21 protein-coding genes and 3 tRNA genes are annotated in these 25,637 nt (G+C 51.0%); 9 read left to right on the top strand and 15 right to left on the bottom strand.

Annotation, left to right across the window (positions count from 1 at the left end; all coding sequences use genetic code 11):
* Positions 1 to 148 precede the first annotated feature (148 nt).
* Positions 149 to 1,087 carry an NUDIX hydrolase gene (locus HMPREF2661_RS11015; RefSeq protein WP_036493882.1) on the top strand — a complete coding sequence of 313 codons (939 nt, stop codon included), beginning with the start codon at positions 149 to 151 and terminating at the stop codon, positions 1,085 to 1,087.
* A 73-nt stretch (positions 1,088 to 1,160) separates the two neighbouring features.
* Positions 1,161 to 2,042, top strand: coding sequence for a carboxylating nicotinate-nucleotide diphosphorylase (gene nadC, locus HMPREF2661_RS11010; protein ID WP_070823798.1), 882 nt, complete (start codon positions 1,161 to 1,163; stop codon positions 2,040 to 2,042).
* 61 nt (positions 2,043 to 2,103) lie between these two features.
* On the opposite strand, the gene murI is transcribed toward nadC, so the two are convergent.
* Positions 2,104 to 2,913, bottom strand: coding sequence for a glutamate racemase (murI, locus tag HMPREF2661_RS11005; RefSeq protein ID WP_003747483.1), 810 nt, complete (start codon positions 2,911 to 2,913; stop codon positions 2,104 to 2,106).
* 60 nt (positions 2,914 to 2,973) lie between these two features.
* Positions 2,974 to 4,203, bottom strand: a complete 1,230-nt coding sequence (locus tag HMPREF2661_RS11000; protein ID WP_070823797.1) for a multidrug effflux MFS transporter — start codon at positions 4,201 to 4,203, stop codon at positions 2,974 to 2,976.
* A 241-nt stretch (positions 4,204 to 4,444) separates the two neighbouring features.
* Between HMPREF2661_RS11000 and HMPREF2661_RS10995 the strand changes: the two genes are divergently transcribed.
* Positions 4,445 to 5,974, top strand: coding sequence for a helicase HerA-like domain-containing protein (locus HMPREF2661_RS10995; RefSeq protein WP_070823796.1), 1,530 nt, complete (start codon positions 4,445 to 4,447; stop codon positions 5,972 to 5,974).
* Positions 5,975 to 6,036: 62 nt separating this feature from the next.
* On the opposite strand, the gene HMPREF2661_RS10990 is transcribed toward HMPREF2661_RS10995, so the two are convergent.
* The 3 genes from HMPREF2661_RS10990 to HMPREF2661_RS10980 form a co-directional block, all read right to left on the bottom strand.
* Positions 6,037 to 7,392, bottom strand: coding sequence for a PFL family protein (locus HMPREF2661_RS10990; RefSeq protein WP_070823795.1), 1,356 nt, complete (start codon positions 7,390 to 7,392; stop codon positions 6,037 to 6,039).
* 15 nt (positions 7,393 to 7,407) lie between these two features.
* Positions 7,408 to 7,680 (bottom strand): ACT domain-containing protein, encoded by a 273-nt coding sequence (locus HMPREF2661_RS10985; RefSeq protein ID WP_003680574.1) that lies wholly within the window; start codon positions 7,678 to 7,680, stop codon positions 7,408 to 7,410.
* Between the two features lie 107 nt (positions 7,681 to 7,787).
* Entirely contained in the window at positions 7,788 to 8,927 is a 1,140-nt protein-coding gene (locus tag HMPREF2661_RS10980) for a polyamine ABC transporter substrate-binding protein (RefSeq protein WP_070823794.1), read from the bottom strand.
* Positions 8,928 to 9,255: 328 nt separating this feature from the next.
* Here HMPREF2661_RS10980 and HMPREF2661_RS10975 point away from each other — a divergent pair, with 328 nt between their 5' ends.
* A complete protein-coding gene (locus HMPREF2661_RS10975; RefSeq protein ID WP_003747493.1) occupies positions 9,256 to 9,792 on the top strand; it encodes an RNA pyrophosphohydrolase in 537 nt (178 codons plus the stop codon).
* A gap of 68 nt (positions 9,793 to 9,860) precedes the next feature.
* Positions 9,861 to 11,846 (top strand): DNA topoisomerase IV subunit B, encoded by a 1,986-nt coding sequence (gene parE / locus HMPREF2661_RS10970; RefSeq protein ID WP_070823793.1) that lies wholly within the window; start codon positions 9,861 to 9,863, stop codon positions 11,844 to 11,846.
* Positions 11,847 to 12,047: 201 nt separating this feature from the next.
* Here the strand turns inward: parE and HMPREF2661_RS10965 are convergent.
* From HMPREF2661_RS10965 to HMPREF2661_RS10950, 4 genes are all read right to left on the bottom strand, one after another.
* A tRNA-Asp gene (locus tag HMPREF2661_RS10965) sits at positions 12,048 to 12,124 on the bottom strand.
* A gap of 32 nt (positions 12,125 to 12,156) precedes the next feature.
* Positions 12,157 to 12,232, bottom strand: a tRNA-Val gene (locus tag HMPREF2661_RS10960).
* Between the two features lie 125 nt (positions 12,233 to 12,357).
* The gene (gene ribA, locus HMPREF2661_RS10955) at positions 12,358 to 12,951 is read right to left on the bottom strand and encodes a GTP cyclohydrolase II (protein ID WP_003685106.1); all 594 of its coding nucleotides are present in this window, start codon (positions 12,949 to 12,951) and stop codon (positions 12,358 to 12,360) included.
* Positions 12,944 to 13,609, bottom strand: coding sequence for a hypothetical protein (locus tag HMPREF2661_RS10950; RefSeq protein ID WP_070823792.1), 666 nt, complete (start codon positions 13,607 to 13,609; stop codon positions 12,944 to 12,946). Before HMPREF2661_RS10950 ends, ribA begins: the two co-directional genes overlap by 8 nt.
* 162 nt (positions 13,610 to 13,771) lie before the next feature.
* On the opposite strand from HMPREF2661_RS10950, the gene HMPREF2661_RS10945 reads away from it, so the two are divergent.
* Together HMPREF2661_RS10945 and HMPREF2661_RS10940 are read left to right on the top strand one after the other, a co-directional pair.
* Positions 13,772 to 13,856: transfer RNA gene (locus HMPREF2661_RS10945), tRNA-Leu, on the top strand.
* A 158-nt stretch (positions 13,857 to 14,014) separates the two neighbouring features.
* On the top strand, positions 14,015 to 15,355 hold the full coding sequence (locus HMPREF2661_RS10940; RefSeq protein ID WP_070823791.1) for a DUF2868 domain-containing protein: 1,341 nt from the start codon (positions 14,015 to 14,017) through the stop codon (positions 15,353 to 15,355).
* Positions 15,356 to 15,428: 73 nt separating this feature from the next.
* On the opposite strand, the gene HMPREF2661_RS10935 is transcribed toward HMPREF2661_RS10940, so the two are convergent.
* The 3 genes from HMPREF2661_RS10935 to grpE form a co-directional block, all read right to left on the bottom strand.
* Positions 15,429 to 15,617, bottom strand: coding sequence for a hypothetical protein (locus HMPREF2661_RS10935; protein ID WP_234398619.1), 189 nt, complete (start codon positions 15,615 to 15,617; stop codon positions 15,429 to 15,431).
* Positions 15,618 to 15,915: 298 nt separating this feature from the next.
* A complete protein-coding gene (dnaK, locus tag HMPREF2661_RS10930; RefSeq protein ID WP_049348822.1) occupies positions 15,916 to 17,844 on the bottom strand; it encodes a molecular chaperone DnaK in 1,929 nt (642 codons plus the stop codon).
* A gap of 302 nt (positions 17,845 to 18,146) precedes the next feature.
* On the bottom strand, positions 18,147 to 18,707 hold the full coding sequence (grpE, locus tag HMPREF2661_RS10925; RefSeq protein WP_070823790.1) for a nucleotide exchange factor GrpE: 561 nt from the start codon (positions 18,705 to 18,707) through the stop codon (positions 18,147 to 18,149).
* Positions 18,708 to 18,857: 150 nt separating this feature from the next.
* On the opposite strand from grpE, the gene cysE reads away from it, so the two are divergent.
* Positions 18,858 to 19,676 carry a serine O-acetyltransferase gene (cysE, locus tag HMPREF2661_RS10920; protein ID WP_070823789.1) on the top strand — a complete coding sequence of 273 codons (819 nt, stop codon included), beginning with the start codon at positions 18,858 to 18,860 and terminating at the stop codon, positions 19,674 to 19,676.
* A gap of 74 nt (positions 19,677 to 19,750) precedes the next feature.
* Here the strand turns inward: cysE and HMPREF2661_RS10915 are convergent, their stop codons facing one another.
* Positions 19,751 to 20,341 carry a tyrosine-protein phosphatase gene (locus HMPREF2661_RS10915; protein ID WP_070823788.1) on the bottom strand — a complete coding sequence of 197 codons (591 nt, stop codon included), beginning with the start codon at positions 20,339 to 20,341 and terminating at the stop codon, positions 19,751 to 19,753.
* Positions 20,342 to 20,465: 124 nt separating this feature from the next.
* Between HMPREF2661_RS10915 and mnmC the strand changes: the two genes are divergently transcribed.
* Positions 20,466 to 22,076: an FAD-dependent 5-carboxymethylaminomethyl-2-thiouridine(34) oxidoreductase MnmC1 gene (gene mnmC / locus HMPREF2661_RS10910; RefSeq protein WP_070823787.1), complete on the top strand. Its 1,611-nt coding sequence runs from the start codon at positions 20,466 to 20,468 to the stop codon at positions 22,074 to 22,076.
* Positions 22,077 to 22,153: 77 nt separating this feature from the next.
* Here mnmC and HMPREF2661_RS10905 read toward each other — a convergent pair whose 3' ends face one another.
* Both HMPREF2661_RS10905 and HMPREF2661_RS10900 read right to left on the bottom strand, forming a co-directional pair.
* Complete coding sequence (locus tag HMPREF2661_RS10905; protein WP_070823786.1) at positions 22,154 to 24,526, bottom strand: TonB-dependent hemoglobin/transferrin/lactoferrin family receptor; 2,373 nt, start codon at positions 24,524 to 24,526, stop codon at positions 22,154 to 22,156.
* 169 nt (positions 24,527 to 24,695) lie between these two features.
* Positions 24,696 to 25,319: a biliverdin-producing heme oxygenase gene (locus HMPREF2661_RS10900; protein WP_036493824.1), complete on the bottom strand. Its 624-nt coding sequence runs from the start codon at positions 25,317 to 25,319 to the stop codon at positions 24,696 to 24,698.
* Positions 25,320 to 25,637: the final 318 nt, after the last annotated feature.

The raw sequence follows: 25,637 nt of genomic DNA, 5'->3' as shown, positions 1-25,637 counted from the left end.
TTGTGACTGTTTTTTTCAGACGGCATAAAGGTTTGCCGTTTATGTTTCAAATAGTTTTTATATTATGCTCAACTTGAGTATAATATGCAAGGTCGTCTGAAAACCGCTTTGGTTTACAATAAGGTTTTCTCTTGAATGAAAGCCACGCATGGATGCCTATCCTGAAACAGCAGCCAATACGCAAAGTATCGTCGAACTGGTTCCTGTACTGATCGCCATTACAAACGGCAGCTTGAGGGTTTTGACCGTTGCCCAAGGAGCACTGCTGCCCAACGGCCTGCTTGCACCGCTTCGCCACTCCTTGCAGGCAGGGGTCAGGATGTGGGTCGCCAAGCAGACATCTCAGCCCATGGGCTATGTGGAACAACTTTACACCTTTGTCGATACGCGCCGTCAAAACGAGCAAGGCCTGCCTGTCTTGTACGTCAGCTATCTGGGGCTGGTGCGCGAGGCGGCCGACAGCATCCTGCACCCGGATGCGAAATGGCAGGACTGCTACGGCTATTTTCCGTGGGAAGATTTGCGTACCGACGGCGGGCAGCGCGACGCCATCGTCAGCCGCCTGCGCATTTGGGCAAACTCGGCGGACACGGAGGAAGTGCGCCAAAAGCGGCTCAAGCGCATTCATTTGTGCTGGGGGGTCGAGCCGGAAAACTGGTCGGAAGAATATGTTTTACAACGCTATGAAATGCTGTATGAAAGCGGCCTGATAGCGGAAGCCGCCGAGCCGCAGGCAAACTTCGACTTCGCGCTAACGGGGCAGCCCATGCGCCACGACCACCGCCGCGTGCTGGCGACCGCCCTGTCCCGCCTGCGCGCCAAAATCAAATACCGCCCCGTGATTTTCGAACTGATGCCGCCCGAATTCACGCTGCTGCAACTGCAAAACAGCGTCGAAGCCATCAGCGGCAGATTGCTGCACAAGCAAAACTTCCGCCGCCAGATTCAGCAGCAAAACCTCATCGAGCCGTCGGATACCGGCGTATCGGGCAGCAAAGGCCGCCCCGCGCAGCTTTACCGCTTCCGCGACGACGTCCTGCCCGACAGGCTGATTTCGGACATCGGACTGCCGCTGGGCAGCCGTTAGCCCGTTTTCAGACGGCCTCAAATGAAGTTTTACCCTTGCCGCAACACCAATATTTTTCAACAAAGGAAACCCCATGTCGTCTGAAAACACCCTCTTCCCCCTGCCCGACACCCTGTTGCGCCCCATGGTCGAACAAGCCCTGAGCGAAGATTTGGGCAGGCGCGGCGACATTACGTCCGCCGCCGTCATCGCGCCCGACAAAACCGCCAAACTCTTCCTCGTCAGCCGCGAAGACGGCGTCATCGCCGGCATGGACTTGGCGCGCCTCGCCTTTCAGACGATGGATCCATCCGTCCGTTTCCAAGCTGAAATCCAAGACGGACAAGCCGTTCACGCAGGTCAGACGCTTGCTAGCGTTGATGGAAACGCCCGCGCGCTGCTCGCCGCCGAACGCACTGCACTCAATTACCTCACACACTTGAGCGGCATCGCCACCGCTACCGCTCGCGCAGTAGCCGAAGTTGCCGGTTACAATGTGGACATCGTATGCAGCCGCAAAACCATCCCCCTGCTGCGCGTCCTGCAAAAATACGCCGTCAGGGCGGGCGGCGGCGTAAACCACCGCATGGGCTTGGACGACGCCGTGCTCATCAAAGACAACCATCTTGCCTATTGCGACAGCATCGCCCAAGCCGTGCAGCAGGCAAAACAGGCGGTCGGACCGTTGACCTGCGTGGAAATCGAAGTGGACACGTTGGCACAACTGGACGAAGCCCTCGTGGCGGGTGCGGAACGGATTTTGCTGGATAACATGGACGACGAAACCTTGAAAGAAGCGGCAAACCGCTGCCACACGCAAACCGCCCACCCCCACACTGTCTATTGCGAAGCATCGGGCGGCATCGGCTTCAACCGCCTGAAGCGCGTGGCGCAAACCGGCGTGAATGGCATCGCCCTCGGCTATCTGACCCACAGCAGCCGCTCGTTGGACATAGGTTTGGATTTCATGGCTTAAGTTCGAGTTGGCTATAAAGCAAAGGCCGTCTGAAATTTCAGACGGCCTTTAATATTACCCATCAACCCAATGTAACCATTTCAATCTGCTCCATACTTCTGCCCAAGAAGCGTTCGCCGATGGTACGGAAGCGCAGGGGGATGTCGCTGACGTAGAAGCGGTAATCCGGATTGTCGTTTTCCGTGTTTAGCAAACCTGCTTGCGCCAAGGCTTTGGCGGTGGCTTCGGCGGTGGTAATGGCGGAATCGACCAAGGTAACGTTTTGTGCTTCACGGCCGATAAGCGGTTTGAGCAGTGGGAAGTGGGTACAACCCAACACCAGCGTGTCGATGTCGTCAGCCAAAAGCGGCTTCAGGTATTCGCGCACGGTCAGGCGGGTGACTTCGTGATCAAGCCAGCCCTCTTCTACCAATGGCACAAGCAGGGGCGCGGCTTGTGTGCGCACCAGTGTGTCGTTGTTTTGCGAATGGATGGCGCGCGCGTAGGCGTTGCTGTTGACGGTAGTGTTGGTTGCGATAATGCCGATTCGGTTGTTTTTGGTGGTTTGCAAAGCGGCTTCCGCACCGGCGGAGATGACGTCCAATACGGGCATATTGCCTGCTTTTTGACGAATTTTTTGTCCGGCAACGGCGGCAATGGTGTTGCACGCGATGACGAGTGCTTTAACATCGTTTTCCAGCAGGAAATCGACAATCTGCATGGCGAAGGTTTCGATGGTGGCTCGGGATTTGGTGCCGTAAGGAACGCGTGCGGTATCGCCGAAATAGATGATGTTTTCCATCGGCAGGCGTTCCATCAAGGCGCGGACGTTGGTCAAGCCGCCGACGCCGGAATCAAATACGCCGATGGGGCGTTGTTTGCTGGTACTCATGGTTAATTTCTTCAATATAAAGTCGAGGCCGTCTGAAACCGTTTTCAGACGGCCTGAAGGTTAAACATATTCTTTTTTATCGTTTTCCATCCAAGCCTGATGCGAGCAAACCCACAACAGTACGATACCGCACACGGTCGAGCTCAACATCATACCGGCCATTACCAAGGCAGAACCATTGTGCAGCCAAGTTGTCGCCATGCCAACCGATGCGCCGATGAGGGATTGGAACACGCCCAAAACGGCATTTGCGCTGCCGCCCTCTTCGCTGAAATAGCCCATAAAGCAGGCTTGAGTGTTCGCGCCGACCAAGCCTTGCGTACCGACTGAAAACATCACGCACAACACCAAAGCCCACAAAGGCGGCAAAGACAGCAACAACACCAAAACAGCCATCAGCAAATTGGCGACGAATTGGACGATAATGCCCCATTTGAGGATGTTTTGCGGATGCGTACCGGTTTTCAAACGCCATGCGGTAACGCGGTTAAACGACATCATGGTAATGATATTGAGCGCAAATATCCAAGCATATTGGTTTGGCGAAACATGATACAGTTGTTGGTACACGAACGACGATTCGGTCAAAAAGGCAAACATCGAACCGAAACTGAAAGCTTGGAAAAACAAATAGCCCATCGCGGCCCGCGTCCTCAAAACGCGTTTAAACCTGCCGGCTACCACGCCGAACACGTCCATGCTGATTTTGCCTTTTTGGTGCGGCTTGGGCAGGAAATACCACATTAATCCCCAAAGCAGCAGCGAATAGCAGGCCAGAAAACCGAAAATCATGCGCCAGCCGCCCAAATTCTGCAAGCCTGCACCAATCATCGGCGCCATCAGCGGTACAATCATCAAAATAATGCCGATTAAGGCAAACATCTGCGCGGCTTTGCGTCCGGAATAATAATCGCGCACCATCGCGCCGGAAATCACCACGGTCATCCCCGCACCAAACGCCTGCACGGCACGCAAGTTCAGCAGTTGCTCGACATTATTCACCATCGTCAAACCGACAACGGCGGCAAAGTAAATGCTCAAGCCCACCAAGGCGACAGGTTTACGGCCTTTAATATCCGAAATCGAACCGCCGACCACCTGGCCAAACGCCACGCCAAACATAAAAAAGCTCAGGCTTTGCTCGATACGGTGGATGTCCGAACCCAGCGACTTTGCCATTTCGGGAATTGCAGGCAGATAGGCATCGACAGAAAACGGCATCAGCGCGACCAACATCGCCATCAGCACGGCCATGGTTTTTTCGCCCAACGGGGCTTGTTGTGCAGTCATTCCGATTTTCGCTTTCGTAACAAATATTCAAAAAACAAAGAAAACAACCGCCTTGTCAGACGGTTGCGGGTTGGATGGAATTATAGCAGATTTCAACCCCGTCCAATCACTGCACAAAAACCTTTGCAAAACTTAAGGCCGTCTGAAACTTTGCTTGGTTGAATCCCCCCGCTGCAAACGTTAAAATGCTTGTTTCTTAAGACAACACATTGTTTCACATCACGGATTCTAAGGAATAATCATGACTACATTTCAAATTGCACGTGCCGACGGGAAAACGCTCGAAATCCAAGGCAAAATGGCCAACCGCCACGGCTTGATCGCCGGCGCGACCGGTACGGGTAAAACCGTTACCCTGCGCCGCATGGCGGAAGCCTTCAGCAGCGAAGGCGTCCCAGTATTCTTGGTCGATGTCAAAGGCGATTTGTCAGGCATTGCGCAAGCCGGTGCCAACAGCGGCAAAGTGAGCGAACGCATCGCCGAGTTTGATTTGGGCGAGCAATGGCTGCAAAGTTTCCCCGTGCGCTTTTGGGATGTTTACGGCGAAACCGGTATTCCGGTGCGCGTGACCGTTTCTGAAATGGGCCCTATGCTTTTGGCCCGCCTGATGAACCTGAACGACACGCAGGAAGGCCTGCTCAACCTCGTGTTCAAAGTTGCCGACGACAGAGGCTGGCACATTCTGGACTTAAAAGACCTGCGCAGCATGCTGAAACACGTTTCCGACCACGCCTCGGAATACCGCACGCAATACGGTAACGTCTCCGCCGCCAGTATCGGCGCGATTCAGCGTCAGCTTTTGACACTGGAGAACGAAGGTGCGGAAAAATTCTTTGGCGAACCTTCCCTCAACCTGCAAGACTGGATGCAGACCGACAACGGCGAAGGCATCATCAACATCCTCAACTCCGAAAAACTGATGCGCTCGCCGCGTATGTACAGCGCGTTTTTGCTGTGGATGCTGGCAGAATTGTTTGAAACCCTGCCCGAAGTCGGCGATTTGGACAAACCAAAATTCGTGATGTTCTTCGACGAAGCGCATTTGATGTTCGACAATGCCGCCAATGCGCTGGTCGAACAAATCGAACAAGTCGTGCGCCTGATCCGCTCCAAAGGCGTGGGCGTCTATTTCGTCACCCAAAACCCGCTCGATTTGCCCGACACCATCCTAGGACAGCTCGGCAACCGCGTACAACACGCCCTGCGCGCCTTCACGCCACGCGACCAAAAAGCAGTCAAAGCCGCTGCCGAAACCTTCCGCAGCAACCCAAACATCAAAGTTGCCGAAGCGATTGCCGAACTCGGCGTCGGCGAAGCCCTCGTTTCCTTCCTCGACGAAAAAGGTATGCCCGAACCGGTAGAACGCGCCCTTATCCTGCCGCCGCAATCTTCCTTGACCCCGCTTACCGCAGAAGAGCGCAACCGCTTGTTCCAAAACGACGATTTGTATCCGACCTACAAAGACATGGTGGACAACTATTCCGCCTTTGAATCCTTAGCCGAAGCAGACAGCCAAGCAGCCGCTGAAAAAGAAGCCGCAAATGCTGTCAAAGAGCAGGAGAAAGCACAAAAAGCCGCAGAAAAAGAAGCCGCCAATGCCGATCCCGGCATCCTCGGCGGATTGCTCGGCGGCTTGAGCGGCGGACGTAAAAAATCCGGCCAAGGTTTGGGCTACAACGTTGCCGATGCCATCGGCAGCCAAATCAACCGCCAAGTAACCAACGCCATTTCACGCAGCGTAATGGGCATTATTAAAAATATGTTCAAATAATCAGCCTGCAAACATAAAAGGCCGTCTGAAATTTCAGACGGCCTTTTTATTCATCAATCCAATCAGTTCTTCATCGACTGCACCGGCGCGGGAATCCTGCCGCCGCGGTTAACGAACACTTCGCACGAACCTTCTTTAACCGGCATTACAGGCGCGTAGCCCAGCAGGCCGCCGAACTCGACGCTGTCGCCGACGGTTTTACCGGTAACCGGAATAATGCGCACGGCAGTGGTTTTGCTGTTGATCATGCCGATGGCAGCTTCGTCGGCGATGATGCCGGAAATGGTATGAGCAGGCGTGTCGCCGGGAACGGCAATCATGTCCAAACCAACGGAGCAAACGGCGGTCATCGCTTCGAGTTTATCCAGTGTCAACACACCAGCTTCGGCAGCGGCAATCATGCCCTCGTCTTCGGAAACAGGGATAAACGCGCCGCTCAAACCGCCGACCGCGCTGGAAGCCATCATGCCGCCCTTTTTCACGGCATCGTTCAGCAATGCCAAGGCAGCCGTCGTGCCGTGCGTACCGCAGACGCTCAAACCCATCTCTTCAAGGATACGCGCTACCGAGTCGCCGACGGCGGGGGTTGGTGCCAACGACAAGTCGAGAATACCAAACGGGATATTCAGCATTTTTGAGGCTTCACGGCCGATGAGTTCGCCCACGCGGGTAATTTTGAAAGCGGTTTTCTTCACGACTTCCGCAACTTCGGTCAATGTTGTTGCATCTGAATTTTCCAATGCGGCTTTGACCACGCCCGGCCCCGATACGCCGACATTGATAACGGCATCCGCTTCGCCCGAACCATGAAACGCGCCCGCCATAAACGGATTGTCTTCCACTGCGTTGCAGAACACGACGATTTTCGCGCAGCCGAAACCTTCGGGCGTAATTTCAGCCGTGCGTTTGATGGTCTCGCCTGCCAGCTTGACCGCATCCATATTGATACCGGCGCGCGTGCTGCCGATATTGATGGAGCTGCACACGATGTCGGTAGTCTTCATCGCTTCGGGAATGGAGCGGATCAACACTTCGTCTGAAGGCGACATGCCTTTTTGCACCAGCGCGGAAAAGCCGCCGATAAAAGACACGCCGATGGCTTTGGCTGCCTTGTCCAAAGTTTGCGCCACGCTGACGTAAGAATCGGCTTTGGTTGCAGCCGCGATTTGGGCAATCGGCGTAACGGAAATACGCTGATTCACAATCGGCACGCCGTATTTGGCAGACAAGTGTTTCGCCGTCGCCACCAAATCTTTGCCGACAGTGGTGATTTTTTTGTAAATGTTTTGGTTCAATACATCGATGTCGGTGCTGATGCAGTCGTGCAAATCAATGCCGATGGTAATGGTGCGCACGTCAAAATTCTGGTCGGCCACCATTTTGACGGTTTCTAAAATCTCGCCGGATTGAATACTCATGGCTCTCCCTCCGACTTAAATACGGTGCATGGCTTGGAAAATTTCTTCGTTTTGCATGCGGATATCAAGCGCGAGTTTTTTGCTCTCTTCCGCAAACAAATCCAAAACCTCTTGACGCGATTTGGTGCATTTTGAAGTGTCCACCAAAATAATCATGGTAAAAAAATCGTCCATCAGCTGCTGGCTGATGTTGAGAATATTGATTTGGTTTTCCGCTAAAATTTTGGAAACGTCGTACACAATGCCCACACGGTCTTTACCGATGACGGTGATGACTGAATTGTTCATAACGCTGTTTCTCCTCATAGGATATTTGAAAAGTGTTGACAATTATAACACTCAGGCCGTCTGAAAAACTGTTTCAGACGGCCTGAGTATTCAAATTTCAATTTTAATTATCGCCCTGCTTTCAAAGCCTGCCACAGGCGAACGCTGAGTTTACTCGCATCGGTTGACTTGGGAGAGACGATGAAACTTTTTTCCATCAATTCTTTGCTTGGGAAAATCGATTCGTCAGAGGTGTATTTTTCATCCATCAAATCCCGCGCCGGACGGCTGGCCGGAGCATAAGTTACATAGTTGCCGTTTTTGGCCGCCGTTTCCGGATTGAGCGTGTGATTGATGTATTTGTGTGCATTGGCCACGTTTTGCGCATCACGCGGAATCATCAGCGAATCCACCCAAATACCGACGCCGTTTTTCGGTGTCAATACTTCGATTTCTACGCCGTTTCCGGCTTCTTTGGCACGGGTTTTGGCAATATTGAGGTCGCCGCCATAGCCTACCGATACGCAAAGGTTGCCGGCCGCCATATCGTCGATATAGCCCGACGAGGTAAAGCGTTTGATGTCGGGACGCACTTTTTTCATCATATCGACGGCGGCTTTGATGTCCTCAGGGTTTTCGCTGTTCGGGTCTTTGCCCAAATAATGCAAAGCCAAAGGAATCTGCTCGATGGCGCTGTCGAAATAGCTGATGCCGCAGGATTTCAGTTTTCGGGTGTATTCAGGGTTGAACACCAAATCCCATTCGTTTTCAGGCAGCTTGTCCGTACCCAAAGCCTTTTGAACCTGCTGCTTGTTAATCGCCAGCGTATTGATGCCCCAGAAATAAGGGACGGCATATTCGTTGCCCGGATCGACGGTTTCCATCATTTTCAACAAATCGGGATCGATATTGGCGTAATCGGGAATTTGCGATTTATCGATTTTTTGATATGCGCCGGCTTTAATCTGGCGGCCGACATTGGCAATAGACGGCGCAACCAGGTCATAACCCGACTTGCCGGTCAGTAGCTTGGCTTCCAGCGCTTCGTTGCTGTCGTAGTAATCGTAGCGGACGTTGATATGCGTTTTGTTTTCAAACGCAGACAGCGTGGCCGGATCGACATAATCCGACCAGTTGTAGATATTGAGTTTATCGGTTTGGGAAGAGGAAGTTTGCGATGCGGAAGATTCTGCGGCGGTTCCTTGTCCGCCGCTGCACGCAGTCAAGACGAGGCTCAAGATTGCCGCCGCCATCAAAGATTTTTTCATGGTTTCAGACCTTTTGTTCGGGGGGTAAAAATATTGCAGCGGTGGCAGATGCCACTTACAAAAGGGAAACTGTGGGGGCGGCCGGCATGTGTCCTTTGCCCTTGATTCAGCAAGGTTCGCATTAAACGGCAAAAAGCTTTTGAATGCAAGACCTTAAAGCAGAAAAAATTCTCCCTTTTCAGACGGCCTGAAGCTATGGTTTTATTCATAAACAACATTTTTTCAGAAACGGTTTCATGCCGTCTGGAAAAAACTGTGTGCTTATTCAGACGGCCTCAAGATTTGTCAAAACCGCCCAATTTGTGGGAAAATTGCACGATTGAATTTAATGAAGGGCGACCCCGTGTTAGACAGAGAAGGCTATCGCCCCAATGTCGGTATTATCCTGATTAACGAACGTAACGAAGTCTTTTGGGGCAAACGCGTACGCGAACATTCTTGGCAGTTTCCGCAAGGCGGCATCAAGCCGGGCGAAAGCCCTGAGACCGCCATGTACCGCGAGTTGTACGAAGAAGTCGGCCTGCTGCCGCAACATGTCAAAATTATCGGCCGCACGCGCGACTGGCTGCGCTATGACGTGCCCAGCCACTGGGTGCGCCGCGAATGGCGCGGTTCGTATCGCGGACAAAAACAGATTTGGTATCTTTTGCGTTTGGTCGGCCGCGACAGCGACGTCAACCTCCGCGCCTGCCACCATCCTGAATTTGACGGCTGGCGCTGGCACCAATACTGGGCGCCGGTTGACGAAGTCATCGACTTCAAGCGCGGCGTGTATTTGGGCGCATTGACCGAACTTTCCCGTTTCTTGCGCGGCATAGAAAGCTATGAAGAATTTATCCGTCGCAATCCAATAGAAAACCTATAACCCCAACGCTTTCAGGCCGTCTGAAAGCGTTGTTTTTCTTCCTTTCAGACGGCCTTTACATTATTCCTATGGCTAAAAACAATCAATACAGCGAATCCAGCATTACCGTCCTCAAAGGTTTGGAGCCGGTCAAAGAACGTCCCGGCATGTACACCCGTACCGACAGCCCGACCCATATCTGTCAGGAAGTGATTGATAACGCGGCGGACGAAGCGTTGGGTGGTTTCGCGACTGAAATTGACGTGCAAATTCATGAAGACGGTTCGCTTTCCGTGCGCGACAACGGCCGCGGTATTCCCGTCGGGCTGCACCCTGAAGAAGGCGTACCCGTAGTCGAACTCGTGTTCACCCGTCTGCACGCAGGTGGCAAGTTCAATAAAAAAGACGGCGGCAGCGCGTATGCCTTTTCGGGCGGTCTGCACGGCGTCGGCGTATCCGTGACCAACGCCCTCTCCACCCGCCTTGAGGTAACGGTCAAGCGCGAAGGCAAAATCCACCGCATCGTCTTTTCCGGTGGCGACGTCATTGAACCTTTGACTGAAGTGGGCAAATGCGCCGTCAAAGACAGCGGCACCGAAGTGCGCGTGTGGCCGGACGGCAAATATTTTGAAAGCCCGAATTACAGCATTCCCGAACTCGAGCGCTTATTGCGCGCCAAAGCTGTATTGCTGCCCGGCGTGCGCGTTTCCCTGACCCGTCCGGTTAAAGGCGAAGACGAAGCATACACCCAAACTTGGCACTACCCGGACGGCCTGAAAAGCTATCTGACCGACCTGATTGCCGATGCGCAAGAAGCCGTGCCTATCTTCTCTTGTGAAAACTACATTTCAGACGGCCACAACGGCGATTTCAGCATCGGCGAAGGCGCCGCATTTGCCCTGACTTGGCTGGAAGAAGGCTCTTGCGCCAACGAAAGCTACGTCAACCTCATCCCTACTCCGTTGGGCGGCACGCACGAAGCGGGCTTGAAACAAGCCGTGTTCAACGCCGTCAACAACTTCATCAACCTGCACAACCTCCTACCGCGCGGCGTGAAAGTACAAAGCGACGATGTGTTCGGCAAAACCGCCTTCGTCCTCTCCGCCCGCGTCCTCGACCCGCAGTTCCAAGGTCAGACCAAAGACAAACTGACCAACCGCGACGCATTGAAACTCGTTGCCGCCGTATCGGGCGACCCTCTGGAATTGTGGCTGAACCAAAACGTGGACTTCGGCAAAAAAATCGCCGAACTCGCCATCCGTCAGGCACAAGCGCGGATGCGTTCGGTTAAAAAGATTGAAAAGAAAAAAGGCAGCGGCGTCGCCGTCCTGCCCGGCAAACTGACCGACTGCGAAAGCGAAGACATCCGCGAAAATGAACTCTTCCTCGTCGAAGGCGATTCCGCCGGCGGCTCCGCCAAACTCGCCCGCGACAAAGCCACACAAGCGATTTTGCCCCTGCGCGGCAAAGTGCTCAACAGCTTTGAAGTCCACCCTGACCAACTCTTCGGCAACGCCGAAATCCACGACATTTCCGTCGCCATCGGCGTTGATCCGCACGGCATCAACGACAATCCCGATTTAAGCGGCCTGCGTTACGGCAAAATCGCCATCTTGTCCGATGCCGACGTGGACGGCTCGCATATTCAGGTTTTGCTGTTGACCCTGTTCTACCGCCACTTCCCGAAACTGATTGCCGACGGACACATCTACGTCGCCCAGCCGCCGCTGTTCCGCGTCGATGTCAACGCACAAGGCAAGAGCAAACCCGCCCGCAAATTCTATGCCCTCGACCAAAACGAACTCGACAGCATTTTGGAGCGGCTGCAAAAAGAAGGCGTTAAAGAAACTGCCTATTCCATCAGCCGTTTCAAAGGCTTGGGCGAGATGAACCCCGACCAGCTCAAAGACACCACCATGCACCCCGACACCCGCCGCCTGTTGCAGGTACAAATCCCCGAAGGCGCAGATGACGAAACACGCGACATCTTCGTCAAACTGATGGGCAAAGGCGAAGCCGCCGCCCGCCGCGCATGGATGGAAAAAGAAGGCGATACGGCAGAATTGGATATTTAATCCATTGTTTCAATAGAATAAAGGCCGTCTGAAACTTTAAAAGTTTCAGACGGCCTTTTTTAAAACATAAGAAAATTAAGATTAAACAGTATTTCAATTTCAATACACTGTGGTTATTTACCTGTTTCTATTTTCGTGGCTTAATTGTGCCTTTATAAGACAAACAAAAAAGCACTGATATAATCAGTGCTTTTTAAATAATGGCGCGGCGGACGGGGCTCGAACCCGCGACCCCCGGCGTGACAGGCCGGTACTCTAACCAACTGAGCTACCACCGCGCATCCACTGTCAAAGACAATGAAAAGGAAAGTGGTGGGTGATGACGGAGTCGAACCGCCGACATTCTGCTTGTAAGGCAGACGCTCTACCAACTGAGCTAATCACCCGATAAGCCGACATTAAATCAAAAAATCAGATTACGCGCAAGGTTTTTATTTAAATAAAAACATATCCCATTGAAAGAATATAGAATATTTTATTTAACAATAAAAATAACCGTTATGCCCGTCTATCAATCGAAAATCAAATGCCCCAATTTATCCGCTTTAGTATGCAGATAACGCTCATTTTCCACATTTTCGCCGACATGTAATGCAATCCGTTCGACCACATTAATGCCGGAATCTTTCAACGTTTGAATTTTCTCAGGGTTATTAGTCAGCAACCTGACTTCACGAATATGCAGATAATCATAAATCTGCTTGGCCAAAGTAAAGTCGCGCGCATCCACAGGAAGGCCGAGTGCAACATTGGCCTCAACCGTATCCAAGCCTTGGTCTTGCAGACGATACGCACGGATTTTGTTTATCAAACCAATGCCCCTGCCTTCTTGGCGCAAATATACGATAACACCGCGCCCTTCTTTCTGAACAGCCTGCATTGCCGCTTGAAGCTGAGGGCCGCAATCACATTTCACCGAAAATAAAGCATCGCCGGTCAAGCACTCGGAATGGATACGTGACAACACAGGCAGGCCGTCTGAAACATCGCCCATCGTCAATGCGACATGTTCCTGCCCACCCTCTTCTTCGAAGCCGTGCATCGTAAATTCACCCCATTCCGTAGGCAAACGGCATGACGCGACAAACTTCAACGCGTTACTCATTTTCCGCTTCCTCGTTTTCAGCCACACCCAAGAGGTTTTTCAAAGGTTCTGCCAAGGCTAATGCAAGGGCAATCCAGGCCATCAACACTTCGTCAGGCGCACCGTCCTTGACATCAAATTCAGCATGTACCACGCCTAAAACTGCACCGCTGGGCATACAGACAGGAACAGAAATCTGACTCAAACCGGGATGATTGCGTTCGGCCGACAATTCACCAATTTCCTGCCAATACGCCACATTCTGACAAACATTCATCCAACCGCTTTGCGCCGTACGCACAGCCAAAAAAGCCTGCCCGGTCGGCTCATCAATTGGAATCACATTTTCCAACGGCACGCCCCAACGGCTCAGACGAACCAGCGACAACGCGCCATCTTTCGGAAACGCTGTATAAACCGCTGCACTTTTCAAATGCTCGGTGCGCTCGGCAACCGAATCCAAAGCCATAAAAATCTGTTTCAGCAACCATTCATGTTCGGCATCGACATAATCCGCCAACTGCCAACCATTTTCAGACGGCCACAAAATCGAACGCTCAACCGAAGCATTGCCCATTTTAATCACAGCCTGGGCAGTCAAATAAGCAACATGTATCTCATCCGCAGGCAGCTTCAAACCTTGCGTCTGCAAAAAATCTTTAATCAATAAAGCAGGCATCAGCCCTTCCTCACCAAATGGAAAGTTGAGGCCGTCTGAAAACAAACCCTGCTTTCAGACGGCCGGAATTAAGTCATTATATAAGGGATAAACCGACAAATTCAAGCAAACAAGACTTTGCGCCCCCATTAATCTTGTGTATAATTCACGATTCAAATTAGTGCGGACGTGGCGAAATTGGTAGACGCACCAGATTTAGGTTCTGGCGCCGCGAGGTGTGAGAGTTCGAGTCTCTCCGTCCGCACCACACTCAAAATGAGCAGCTTTCGAGCTGCTTTTTTTACATCTATTCCACTATATACCCAAAATCAAAACTGCTTTTAATTTTTTGACCTTTGCAAAAAAGGGGTTTATTTGTGGGTATAACAGACGTTTCCATTTTATCTTTCAGACGGCCTATCATTTATGTTGAATCCATCGCAAAAACTTGTCGAGTTGGTCCGTATCCTTGAAGAGCGTGCCTATATTTTTCCGGGAGATCCTGTTCAGGCGACGGAAGCGTTGCGACATATTGACGGCGGCAATGAGGAAAAACTGATACGCCGCGCTCAAATTATCGACCGCGACAAGCATTTGAAATATGTGTTGCAACAGGTGGAGACAGGCTCGTTTTGGCTTTGGATTGTTGCGGCGACGTTGTTGTTTACGGTCGGTTTTTCCAGCACTTATCTGTTGATGGACCATCAGGGGCTAAACTTTTTTCTGGTGTTGGCCGGAATTTTGGGCACGAATACGGTCATGCTGCTGGTGTGGCTGGCGACTTTATTCCTGCGTTTGAAAAATGTGCACTTTATCAGCAGTCCGGCAACTTGGTTCCGAGGTAAAGACCCGGTCAATCAGGCTATTTTGCGGCTTTACATGGACGAATGGCGCAAACCGCAAACGCGTTGGCTGATTGGCGCAACCTCACACAGTCTGTGGCTTTGTACGCTGTCGGGAATGTTGGTTTCTGTTTTGCTGCTGCTTTTGGTGCGTCAATATACGTTCAACTGGGAAAGTACGCTGTTGAGCAATACGGCATTGGTGAAAACGGTTGAGGCTTTATCATGGTTGCCGGAACGTTTGGGCTTTCCTGTTCCAGACAGTCAGGCCGTAATTGCAGGCCGTCTGAACAATCATATCGAAGATGCACGCGCTTGGGCGGGTTTACTCATCGGCAGCATTATCTGCTATGGCATTCTGCCGCGCTTGCTTGCTTGGCTGGCTTGCAAGATTACTTTAAAAACCCTGCGCGAACGTTTGGATTTGAATCAGCCCTACTATCAAAACATTCTCCGCACATGGCAAACGAAGATTGTCGATATCGATGACTTTCAGGAAAACATCGTTCCCGTTTCATCCAAAATTACGCTGAATAATGCGCCCAAATGGGCTGTTACACTGGAAACGGAATGGCCTGATCCGCTTTGGTTTTCCGGCGTTTTGGCGCAAGAATGGATAGACAAAGGCGTAGTCGCCGGCAGAAAAGATTTGGAACAATTGGAAGCCGAATTGAAACAAACTCCGGCGCAACTTCTCATCGGCGTACGCACGCAAACTGTTCCCGATCGCGGCATTTTGCGTCAAATCAGCCGCTTGGCCGAAGCTACGGATGGCGGCGTTATCATTCAACTTTTGAATCAAGACAGTTTCTCTGAAGATTTGGATACCAAACTGGATTATTGGCGCGATGCGCTGGCAGAAAGAAACATTGCCTGGCTGGAGCCGACCCGTTTGGCACAAGAAAAACGGCAAAGCGCTATTTGACAGATAAACCGAAGGCCGTCTGAAACCTGATGTTTGTGTTTCAGACGGCCTTATTTATTGTTGAGGATTCATCTTAATGAGGTTCGTGGTGATGCTCTTGATGATGTTTGGGCTTCGGTGCGTGGTGTTTGGCTTTAGGTGCAGGTTTTTTCATTTTGTGCGGTTTGGCTTTTTTGTGCATACGTTCTTGTTTCGGATGCATTTCGTGTTTGCCATGCGCAGAAGCGACAGGAGCCAATACCAAGCCGGCAGCGGCAACCATCAAAGATGGTCATTTGAATCAGTTTTTTCATATTTATCTTCTTTCAAGAGGTTGATTTGAGGTAAAAATAAGCATTTATTCGCACTCAAGCGATGGACAAATATTAATGGCTTTGACTGTCAGCTGCTGTCTGCATTCGGCGAAATCTGTTCAAAATTCAGCAATAGAAGTATGGCAACGCGATGATGTAGCAAGGTTTTGAAAGTTTACCGTCAACTTTGACAAAGCGTCTTTACACATTCCCCAAACAACAAAAAGCGCGAACCTTTCGATTCGCGCTTTTTTCAGACAGCATCAATTATTTTTTGTCGTCTTTTACTTCTTCAAAGTCGGCATCTACAACGTCGTCGTCTTTCTTAGCAGAAGACTCGGCTTGTGCGCCCTCGCCTGCTTGTGCTTCGGCTTGCGCTTGAGCGTAAACCATTTCGCCCAGTTTTTGGCTGGCTGTACCCAAAGCTTCGGCTTTAGCATCGATAGCGGCTTTGTCGTCGCCTTTAACGGCTTCTTCAGCTTCTTTCAACGCAGCTTCGATTTTTTCTTTCTCGGCAGCGTCGAGTTTGTCGCCGTAGTCGGCCAAAGATTTTTTCACGGAGTGAATCAGGGCTTCGGCTTGGTTGCGTGAAGCGACCAATTCAGTCAGTTTTTTATCTTCTTCAGCGTTGGCTTCGGCATCTTTCACCATACGTTCGATTTCTTCTTCGCTCAAACCTGAAGAACCTTGGATGGTGATGTTGGCGGCTTTGCCGGTGCCTTTGTCTTTGGCAGAAACGTGCAAGATACCGTTGGCGTCGATGTCGAAAGTAACTTCAATTTGAGGCATACCGCGTGGTGCAGGTGCGATGTCGGTCAAGTTGAACTGACCCAAAGACTTGTTGGCAGAAGCGCGTTCGCGTTCGCCTTGCAGCACATGGATGGTTACAGCGCTTTGGTTGTCTTCGGCAGTAGAGAACACTTGAGACGCTTTAGTCGGAATAGTAGTGTTCTTTTGAATCAACTTGGTCATCACGCCGCCCATGGTTTCGATACCCAAGGACAGAGGGGTTACGTCCAGCAGCAATACGTCGCTGCGGCCGCCGCTCAATACTTCGCCTTGAATTGCTGCGCCTACGGCAACGGCTTCGTCAGGGTTCACGTCTTTACGAGGCTCTTTGCCGAAGAAGTCTCGAACGGCTTCTTGTACTTTCGGCATACGGGACTGACCGCCGACCAAAATCACGTCGTCGATGTCGCTGGTGCTCAAGCCGGCATCTTTCAATGCGATTTTGCAAGGCTCGATAGAACGTTGAATCAAATCTTCAACCAGGCTTTCGAATTTGGCACGGGTAATTTTCATAGCCAAGTGTTTCGGACCGGTTGCGTCCATAGTAATGTACGGCAGGTTGATTTCGGTTTGCTGACCGCTGGACAATTCGATTTTGGCTTTCTCGGCAGCTTCTTTCAGGCGTTGCAGAGCCATGACGTCTTGTTTCAAATCAATGCCTTGTTCTTTTTTGAACTCGTCAATGATGTAGTCGATCAAGCGTTGGTCGAAGTCTTCACCGCCCAAGAAGGTGTCGCCGTTGGTTGCCAATACTTCAAATTGTTTGTCGCCGTCGATGTTGGCGATTTCGATGATGGAAATATCGAAAGTACCACCACCCAAGTCATACACGGCGATTTTACGGTCTTTGCTGTCGCCTTTGTCCATACCGAATGCCAAAGCGGCTGCGGTCGGTTCGTTGATGATGCGTTTTACTTCTAAACCCGCGATACGGCCTGCGTCTTTAGTCGCTTGACGTTGGCTGTCGTTGAAGTAGGCAGGAACGGTAATCACGGCTTCGGTTACTTTTTCGCCCAAGTAAGCCTCGGCTGCTTCTTTCATTTTACGCAAAACTTCTGCGGAAATTTGAGGAGGAGACAGCTCTTTGCCTTGTGCTTTCACCCATGCGTCGCCGTTGTTGGCTTTGATGATTTCAAAAGGCATGGATTCGATGTCGCGTTGTACTTCTTTGTCTTCAAATTTGTGGCCGATCAAACGTTTGGCCGCGTAAATAGTGTTTTTAGCGTTGGTTACCGCTTGGCGTTTTGCAGGCGCGCCGACGAGGATTTCGCCGCCGTCCAAATAAGCGATAACGGAAGGAGTGGTGCGTGCACCTTCTGCGTTTTCGATTACTTTGGTTTGACCGTTTTCAGAAATGGCCAAACAAGAGTTGGTTGTACCTAAGTCAATACCGATTACTTTTGCCATATTATGTTGCTCCTAAATAAACTTTTCTTAATTAATAATCCTGTGGAACATTTCGTTCCGATGGCTTGTAAATAAGGTTGCTTCATTTTTTTTCAAGGCCTATTTTGAATTTTTTTTAAGATTAAATTCAAGTGCTTGATTTATTTATCCACAAGCCGTTTATTCTTTTTTCAGACGGCCCGGTTTTCATTTTCCGATTCCGGTTTATCGGAATGATTTTCCAATAGCGGAACATCGGGTTTTGAAACCGGATAAGGCCGTCTGAAGATTTTATGCTTGATAAACTTTATCAAGCGATGCCTTCAATCTTCTTTTTTCGCCACGACAACCATTGCAGGACGCAGCACGCGGTCGGCCAATGTATAACCTTTTTTCATCACGCTGACGATGGTATTCGGCTCTTGCTCGCTGACGACTGCCTGCATCGCTTGATGTTGGTGCGGATCGAGTTTGTCGCCCGGCTGCGGATTGATTTCTTTAATGTGTGTGGTATCAAATGCTTTTTGCAGCTCGTTCAAAGTCATTTGCACGCCCATTTTCAGCGCATCGAAATTGCCGCTTTGGTCCAGCAGCGCCATTTCGAGATAATCTTTAACCGGCAACATTTCTGCTGCAAATTTTTGTCCGGCGAATTTATGGGTGTCGGCGATTTCCTGCTGATGGCGACGGCGCAGGTTTTGCTCGTTTGCCAGACCGCGCAATTCGCTGTCTTTGAGCTGGCCTTCCAACTCGGCGACACGCGCCTGAAGTTCTTCGTAAGTCGGTTCTGCTTGTTCGGTTTCAACGGTTTCGGCAGTTTCTACGGCTGCCGTTTCTTCTGCTTCGTGTTGATGTTGTTCGTTATGCTCCGTCATTTCTGACATCCTTTTAGCGTGTTGATATTCGATGTTTCATATATAAGGCCGTCTGAAAAAACTTCAAGCATTTGAATGCCGATTATCAAATGCCTTGTTAAAAGACGTTGGAAAACGGTAAGATAGCCATCTGATTGTATTCTTCAGACGGCCTCAAACATGAAAAAAGACCATTTGAATTCAACTGATTTTAATCTGTGGCACACCATCCGCGAAGAAACCGAAACCGCCGCCGCGGCCGAACCGATGCTGGCGAGCTTCCTGCATCAAACCGTATTGCGCCACCAGTCTCTCGATTCGGTATTGGCCTACCATCTTTCCAGCAAGCTCGGCAGTCCGATTATGGACGTACGTGCGCTGTTTGAAATTTATCAGCAGGCTTTAAGTGCGGACACCCGCATCAGCAAATGTGTCGAGGCCGACTTGAAAGCTATTTACGAGCGCGACCCGGCTTGTGATGAATATTCGCTGCCGCTGTTGTATTTCAAAGGTTTCCACGCCGTACAGGCACACCGCATCAACCACTGGCTTTATCAAAACGGCCGCAAAACGCTGGCGTATTTCCTGCAAAACCGCATGTCGGAAGTGTTCGGCGTCGATATCCACCCGGCCGCCCGTTTCGGTCATGGTTTAATGCTCGACCATGCCACCGGTTTTGTCGCCGGCGAAACCGCCGTCTTAGGCAATAATATTTCCATCCTCCACGGCGTAACGCTGGGCGGCTCGGGCAAAGAAAGCGGCGACCGACACCCGAAAATCGGCGACGGCGTGATGATTGGTGCGAACGCTTCGATTTTGGGCAACATCCGCATCGGCAAAAATGCCAAAATCGGCGCAGGCAGCGTGGTGGTTGCCGACGTACCGTCTTCGATTACCGTTGTCGGCGTACCGGCCAAACCGGTCGGCCGCTCTTCCAAAACTCCGTCTGCCGATATGGATCAAAGCATTCAATTATCATCTACGGATTTTGTGATTTAAACCGTCTGTCATTAAAAAGGCCGTCTGAAAAAACAAATCTTTCAGACGGCCTTTTTATGTTTTGAATCTTGGCGTCAACCGCGTTTGCGCAAGGCTTCCAAATGCGTTTTAACCTGCTCGACTTTCTCTTCGGTAAACAGCTTGGCAATGTTTTTCCAAATGCTGTGATAACCGTAAGGCCCATGTTGCATTTCGGCTTTTGCTTCTTCCACCGGCCAGCCTTGATAGATGATGCGGTACATTCCGGCAATCAAACCGGTACGGTCCGCACCGTGATAACAATGGATAAGTACCGCGCCGTTTTGCTGTTGTTTTTCAATCAGGTATAGGATTTCCGCAATCTCTTTCGGCTTAATGCTCCATGACAGCAACGGACGGTTTAACAAGGTCAAACCATACGCCTTCAAATGGTCGTCATCGTTTCGGTCGAAAAAGCGCAGGTTGATCACGCTTTGAATGCCCAGCTTGACAATGGCTTCTCCATCTTCGGCAACGGGCTGCTCGCTGCGGTAAAGCTTGTCATCGATGCGATAAAGGTTGGCATCGTGTTTAATGGGTGTTGCCCACCGTTCGGGCTGAAAGGCTTGGCCGCCGTTATCCGGCGGCGCAGATAAACAGGCAACGGGCAAGCCGGAAGCGAGAAGGCACAATAAAAGACGGCGCATAAAATTCCTGTATGAAAATCAATGGGAAAACAAATATCGAAAGATTTTATCAAAACCCGTCCGGATATTCTATCCGCGCAAACCGCGTTACAATAAAGCCTCTTTTTTCAGACGGCCTTTCATCATGACCTGCCTTGCTTGGAACACCACACCCGCCCTTGCTACCCTTTGCCGCGCCATCAAACAACATACCGCGCCGCTTTATTTGATTGTCTGCCTGCCTGAAAACCATATTCCCGATTTTCCATTATCGAATCAGCCATCCGAGCTTGAAGGCCGTCTGAACAACCGCCTCGTTCAAGCCATGAAATGCCTTCAGTTCAACAGCGTCAATGTTTTGGAAAACCTATTGCCTGACGTGCATCTTTGGCTGGTTCCGCCACACCGCGCCGACCGCTTGCACGAACATTTCCCTCATATCGAATGGCAAACCGAAGCCATACCCCAATCCACCCCAACTCCCCTAAAACCTTGGTTCAGACGGCCTGAACATCAAGCCATGCCCGAACACGTCCTGATTATCGGCGCAGGCATTGCCGGCGCAGCGACCGCACGCAAACTGGCGGAACACGGCGTACGCGTTACCGTTTTAGAGGCCGAAAAAGCAGCACAGGCAGGCAGCGGCAACCGCCAAGGCTTGCTCTACGCCAAAATCTCGCCACACGATACCGAACAAACCGAGCTGCTGCTGACAGGCTACGGCTACACGCGCCGATTGTTGGAAAACTTGCTGCCCGATTCCGACGTATGGGGCGGAGACGGCGTATTGCATTTGAATTTTGACGACAGCGAACGCAAACGCAATCAGGCCTTGGGTTTGCAACACCAGCATAAACACCTTTACCGCAGCGTATCTGCCGAAGAAGCCGCACACATTGCAGGCATAAACGTATTTTCAGACGGCCTTTACTGGCCGCAAGGCGTATGGCTGAATCCGCCCGCCGTCGTGCATGCCTTATTGAACCATCCGCTGATCGAGTTACACGAACACTCGCCGCTGACCGCTGTATCGCATGACGGCGCACAATGGACGGCACACACGCCAAATACGCATTTCAATGCCAGCCATATCGTTTACTGTATGGGTGCGCACAGCCCGAATGCCGCCGACACCAACGTCTCCGCCCTGCCTTTCCGCCAAATCCGCGGCCAAACCGGTGTTGTGTCCGCCAGCCCGTTTTCACAAAAGCTGCATTGCGCCATTTCCGGCGAAAGCTACATCAGCCCGAGCTGGCAAGGCCGCCACTGCTACGGCGCGACATTTGTCCTCAACAGCAACGATGAAACTTGGTATCCGCACGAAGAAGCCGACAACCGTGCCGCCCTGCACCAGCTCAATCCGCTATTGGCACAATCCCTGTTTTCAGACGGCCTGCAAACTCCCCCGCTCCAATCCACACAAGGCCATGCCGCCCTACGTTGCGACAGCCTCGACCACTTGCCCGTTGTCGGCGCACTCGGCGACATCGCCGCCATGCAGTCCGCCTACGCCAAGCTGGCATTGGACAAAAACTACCGCCTCGACAATATCACCTGCCCTTACCTGCACCATGCCTACATCAATACGGCACACGGCACACGCGGCCTGGCGACAGCCCCCATCTGCGCCGCCGCCATTGCAGCCGAAATACTCGGTTTGCCGCATCCGCTATCGCAAAGGCTGAGAACCGCGCTACACCCCAACCGCGCCATCATCCGCGCGATTGTTCGGCAGCAGCCGTTGTTATCCGTTTAAAATTTTCGTTTTAAATAAAAAAGGCCGTCTGAAAGTCATCAAAACTTTCAGACGGCCTTTGGCTATCCGTTAACTACTTAGAATTTCCATTCCAGCGATACAGCGTAATTGCGGCCTGGGGCGCGATAGCGGTCTAAGCCTTTGCCATCGCGGTCAACGCCGTTGGTGGTGCTATAGCTGTACAGGCCGCGCAGGGAGTCCCAAGTGGTGTATTTGCGGTTGAACATATTGTATACGCCGGCACGCAAAGTCAGGTTTTTAGCCGGTTTGTAGAAGCCGTACATATCAAACACATAAGCCGATTTGTTCAGCCATGGATAATCTACTACTTTTTCTTGCAAAGGCGTACCCCAACCGGTGTTTTCAAACACGGTGTACTGCGCATCTTTAGCTTTTTTCGCACCCAAATAAGTCAGGCGGGAGAACACACCCCATTTTTCGCTCGGGCTTTCGTAATCGACACCGGCAATCACTTTCAGAGGCTGAGTGGACAGCAGGCTGTTGTTGCCTGACAGTTTGCTCTTCGCGTAACCGACAGAACCAAACAATTTCCAGCCTTCAGGTACAAAAGAAACCACTTGACCTAAATTCAGACGGCCTGTCAGCTCAAGACCACGGATTCGGGCCTTGTCGATGTTTTGCATCTGCCATTCCAGTTTTTCGGAATAAGGATTGCTACAAATACCATAGTAGTAATTCATCTGAGTACAGCCGACATCGCCGCTGGTGGTCAGCTTCTGCTCTTCAGACAAGAAGTTGCGGTAATTGCTTTGATACAGGTTGGCATCCAAAGTACCTTTTTCGCTGCGGCCTTGCAGAGAAAGGGTATGGGTGGTGCTGCGCTCGGCTTTCAGGTTCGGATTAGGCAACCAGGTACCTGAGCCGTGGTTGTAAGTGAAATACACTTCAGACGCATTCGGCACGCGGAAACCGGAAGTTACATCGTAACCCAAACGCCATGTCTGACTCAGCTGTGCAGCCAAGCCGACAAAACCGCTCCAGCCTTTATAAGTGTTGGCTGCAGGTGGTGTTTTGTCACAAGCATGACACTCGGCATTCAGTTGCTGCGGCGTCATTTTGGTGTAGTCGTAACGGATACCTGCGCGGCTGCTGAACACGTCGTTCCATTGGATTTGGTCAGACAGCGAGAAACCGTAGTTGTTGGTTTTCACCGGATGCTGAATCGTGCTGGTCGTGCGCAAAATACGGCCGCTGAAGTAGTAATCGTCGCGGTTTAAGTTTTCAAACTCACGTTGGCTGGCAAATGTTTTAAACGACAGGCGGTGTTGCCCGCCCAGTTGCAACGGCTGGCTGTCCATACGCAGCGTAATGCGTTTGAAGGTTGTATCCATGCTGCGGTTGTAGATTTCGTCCAAATCCTTCTGGTTGTAGTTGCGCGTCCAGGTGGAATAATCCATCGGGAACGAGCCTTTGTAGTTAACCGCCGCCACTTTGGTTTTCTGATAATCGAAGTCCGCTTTCAACAACGACAACCAATTCGAATCGGGCGTCCACTCGTAAAACAGGTTGGCATTGCGCCGTCTGTTTACGTCATCGGCTTCGCGCCAAGAAGAAGCGGTCAGGTTATAAGACTCTTCAGTCGTGTAATTGTGGCCCTGCTGACCGTTGAGCGATGCGCCGATACGGTGGTTATCGTTGATTTGATAAGCAATCTTACCCAAGAAGCTGTGGTATTTATGTTTGGACGGATCAGGAATACCGCGCGCAGAACCACGGATATTCGCTCCGCTGCCGGCGCCCTCTACCGGATAGCCACGCTCGCCCGCACTTTCGGTCTCATGACCGCGACGTTGCGAATACAGCAAAGCAGCATCCACGCGGTCGTTGCTCACGCCGAAACCGAATGTATTTGTCCATTCGCGGTTGCGGCTGCTGTAACCGTTTTTCATCATCACGCCAAATTGACGCTCAGGCAACAGCAAATCATGACCTTGCAGTGTTTGGTAATTCACGCCGCCACCCAATGCACCGCTGCCGGTATTGAAAGAGTCTGCGCCCTTCACAATTTCGATGTTGCGTACGAGTTCAGGGTCGATAGACAAACGTGAGCTGTTGAAGTTGCCATAACGGGCATACAGCGAGTTTTCTTCAGAATCAGGCAGGCTCACGCCGTCAATGCTGACACCGACACGGTTGCCTTCCACGCCGCGCACAGCAAAGCCTTTTTGATGGCGGCCGCTGTCGCTCAGGCCGACGTCGGTGGAGTAACGCACCAAATCTTTGTTGTCGCGTATCATTTCCTGTTGAATGCGGCCGAGATTGACACGTTCCACGGTTGCAGGCGCATTACGCTGGCCTTTAACGCGGACTTCTTTTATCTCTGCTTTAACGGGTGTGGTTTCGGTTGCAGCTTCATCCGCTGCCAAGACTGGATTGCCGAAAATACTGCCGACCAGCGCGGCAATAGGAAGCATGTGTAATGGTTTCATATTATCAACTCAAGGTGTAATGGATTGTTCATCCATCAGTTAATGCATAATAAATTTTCTGATAATCATTAATATTTAATAAGACAGCAACCCGTACAAATAAATCTGTGTCGTGTAATTAAAGGTCTCTGCAAACATCCATGCCGAGACCTTGTTTGTTTCATTATTTTTAATGTCTGTGCGGCATCATGCCTTCGGGGGCTTCTGTGCCTTCCGGCAAACCGAAGGTTTCACGCAGAATCACTTTATAGAAGGCAAACGCTTCCTGCGCGCCTTGAATGGCTTCTGCTTCGGCTTCCGGAGTTAAGTTCAGGGCATTCAGGTGCTCGACGAAGGCGCGCCAGTGTTTGCCGCGGCCGTTGGGATGCGGGGCCAGGTGGCGTGCGCCGTGTTCGCCGTTGTATTCGAGTTTTTGAGCGTGTTTGAACAAGAAAGCAGCACCCAAATTTGAACCTTCGGCGCAATAGAGCCAGCCGATGGCTTTATTGCCTGTTTCATGCGGCAATTCTTTGTCGAATTTGTAAGGCTCTTCGCCCAAGTCTTTTAGGTCTTGGGTTACGGCATCGTAACGCGCCATGTATTCGAGTTCGGGAATGGCTTTGTTCAATTCGGCATCTTTATAGATGTGATCGACAGCTTTGTGGAAAACTGATTGGAGTTTCAAAAATTTGATGTAGTTTTCTTTGCTGACGAAAGGCTGGACAAACATAACCAAGTTATCAACGCTGTCGTGTGTAACTGTGGTTTGCTCTTTCAAGCGTTTGGCGAAAGTCAGCTCTTGTGTTTCACTCATGATGTTTCCTTTGAATAGGGGGCAAACGGCTTCAGACGGCCTCTATTGTTTTGAAATGCCGTCTTCTTTGAAAAAATCGTTTTAAAAATAAAGAATGTAACTTTTTAAATGCTTCCGGCTCAGTGTTGGCGTGCCTTTTGCAATTCAATAAGTCTCATCATTTTTTATAATTAGAATATATATCATTTTTATTTCAATGTCAATAAACTCAATTGGGTCTTATTAATAAAATCTAACGGCCCATAGCCAGCGTCTTCTGAAACCTTTGCTGCCTTTTCAGACGGCCTTCTTATGAAGCAGCCGCCATTCAACCAAATA

Origin of the sequence: Neisseria sp. HMSC061B04, from assembly GCF_001836705.1 — a bacterium.
Taxonomy (GTDB): Bacteria; Pseudomonadota; Gammaproteobacteria; order Burkholderiales; family Neisseriaceae; genus Neisseria.
The sequence above is the reverse complement of the archived record's forward strand: the minus strand, read 5'-3'. Positions and strand labels throughout refer to the sequence as shown.

Bases quoted from the DNA above. Each gene is read 5' to 3' on its own strand.
- HMPREF2661_RS10935 (WP_234398619.1), bottom strand. From the start codon at position 15,617: ATGGTTGCCGCTGCCGGCTTGGTATTGGCTCCTGTCGCTTCTGCGCAT.
- nadC (WP_070823798.1), top strand. From the start codon at position 1,161: ATGTCGTCTGAAAACACCCTCTTCCCCCTGCCCGACACCCTGTTGCGC.
- cysE (WP_070823789.1), top strand. From the start codon at position 18,858: ATGAAAAAAGACCATTTGAATTCAACTGATTTTAATCTGTGGCACACC.
- HMPREF2661_RS11015 (WP_036493882.1), top strand. From the start codon at position 149: ATGGATGCCTATCCTGAAACAGCAGCCAATACGCAAAGTATCGTCGAA.
- HMPREF2661_RS10980 (WP_070823794.1), bottom strand. From the start codon at position 8,927: ATGAAAAAATCTTTGATGGCGGCGGCAATCTTGAGCCTCGTCTTGACT.
- HMPREF2661_RS10915 (WP_070823788.1), bottom strand. From the start codon at position 20,341: ATGCGCCGTCTTTTATTGTGCCTTCTCGCTTCCGGCTTGCCCGTTGCC.
- HMPREF2661_RS11000 (WP_070823797.1), bottom strand. From the start codon at position 4,203: ATGACTGCACAACAAGCCCCGTTGGGCGAAAAAACCATGGCCGTGCTG.
- HMPREF2661_RS10985 (WP_003680574.1), bottom strand. From the start codon at position 7,680: ATGAACAATTCAGTCATCACCGTCATCGGTAAAGACCGTGTGGGCATT.
- mnmC (WP_070823787.1), top strand. From the start codon at position 20,466: ATGACCTGCCTTGCTTGGAACACCACACCCGCCCTTGCTACCCTTTGC.
- HMPREF2661_RS10905 (WP_070823786.1), bottom strand. From the start codon at position 24,526: ATGAAACCATTACACATGCTTCCTATTGCCGCGCTGGTCGGCAGTATT.
- grpE (WP_070823790.1), bottom strand. From the start codon at position 18,707: ATGTCAGAAATGACGGAGCATAACGAACAACATCAACACGAAGCAGAA.
- HMPREF2661_RS10990 (WP_070823795.1), bottom strand. From the start codon at position 7,392: ATGAGTATTCAATCCGGCGAGATTTTAGAAACCGTCAAAATGGTGGCC.
- HMPREF2661_RS10995 (WP_070823796.1), top strand. From the start codon at position 4,445: ATGACTACATTTCAAATTGCACGTGCCGACGGGAAAACGCTCGAAATC.
- HMPREF2661_RS10950 (WP_070823792.1), bottom strand. From the start codon at position 13,609: ATGCCTGCTTTATTGATTAAAGATTTTTTGCAGACGCAAGGTTTGAAG.
- dnaK (WP_049348822.1), bottom strand. From the start codon at position 17,844: ATGGCAAAAGTAATCGGTATTGACTTAGGTACAACCAACTCTTGTTTG.
- parE (WP_070823793.1), top strand. From the start codon at position 9,861: ATGGCTAAAAACAATCAATACAGCGAATCCAGCATTACCGTCCTCAAA.
- HMPREF2661_RS10975 (WP_003747493.1), top strand. From the start codon at position 9,256: ATGAAGGGCGACCCCGTGTTAGACAGAGAAGGCTATCGCCCCAATGTC.
- HMPREF2661_RS10900 (WP_036493824.1), bottom strand. From the start codon at position 25,319: ATGAGTGAAACACAAGAGCTGACTTTCGCCAAACGCTTGAAAGAGCAA.
- ribA (WP_003685106.1), bottom strand. From the start codon at position 12,951: ATGAGTAACGCGTTGAAGTTTGTCGCGTCATGCCGTTTGCCTACGGAA.
- HMPREF2661_RS10940 (WP_070823791.1), top strand. From the start codon at position 14,015: ATGTTGAATCCATCGCAAAAACTTGTCGAGTTGGTCCGTATCCTTGAA.
- murI (WP_003747483.1), bottom strand. From the start codon at position 2,913: ATGAGTACCAGCAAACAACGCCCCATCGGCGTATTTGATTCCGGCGTC.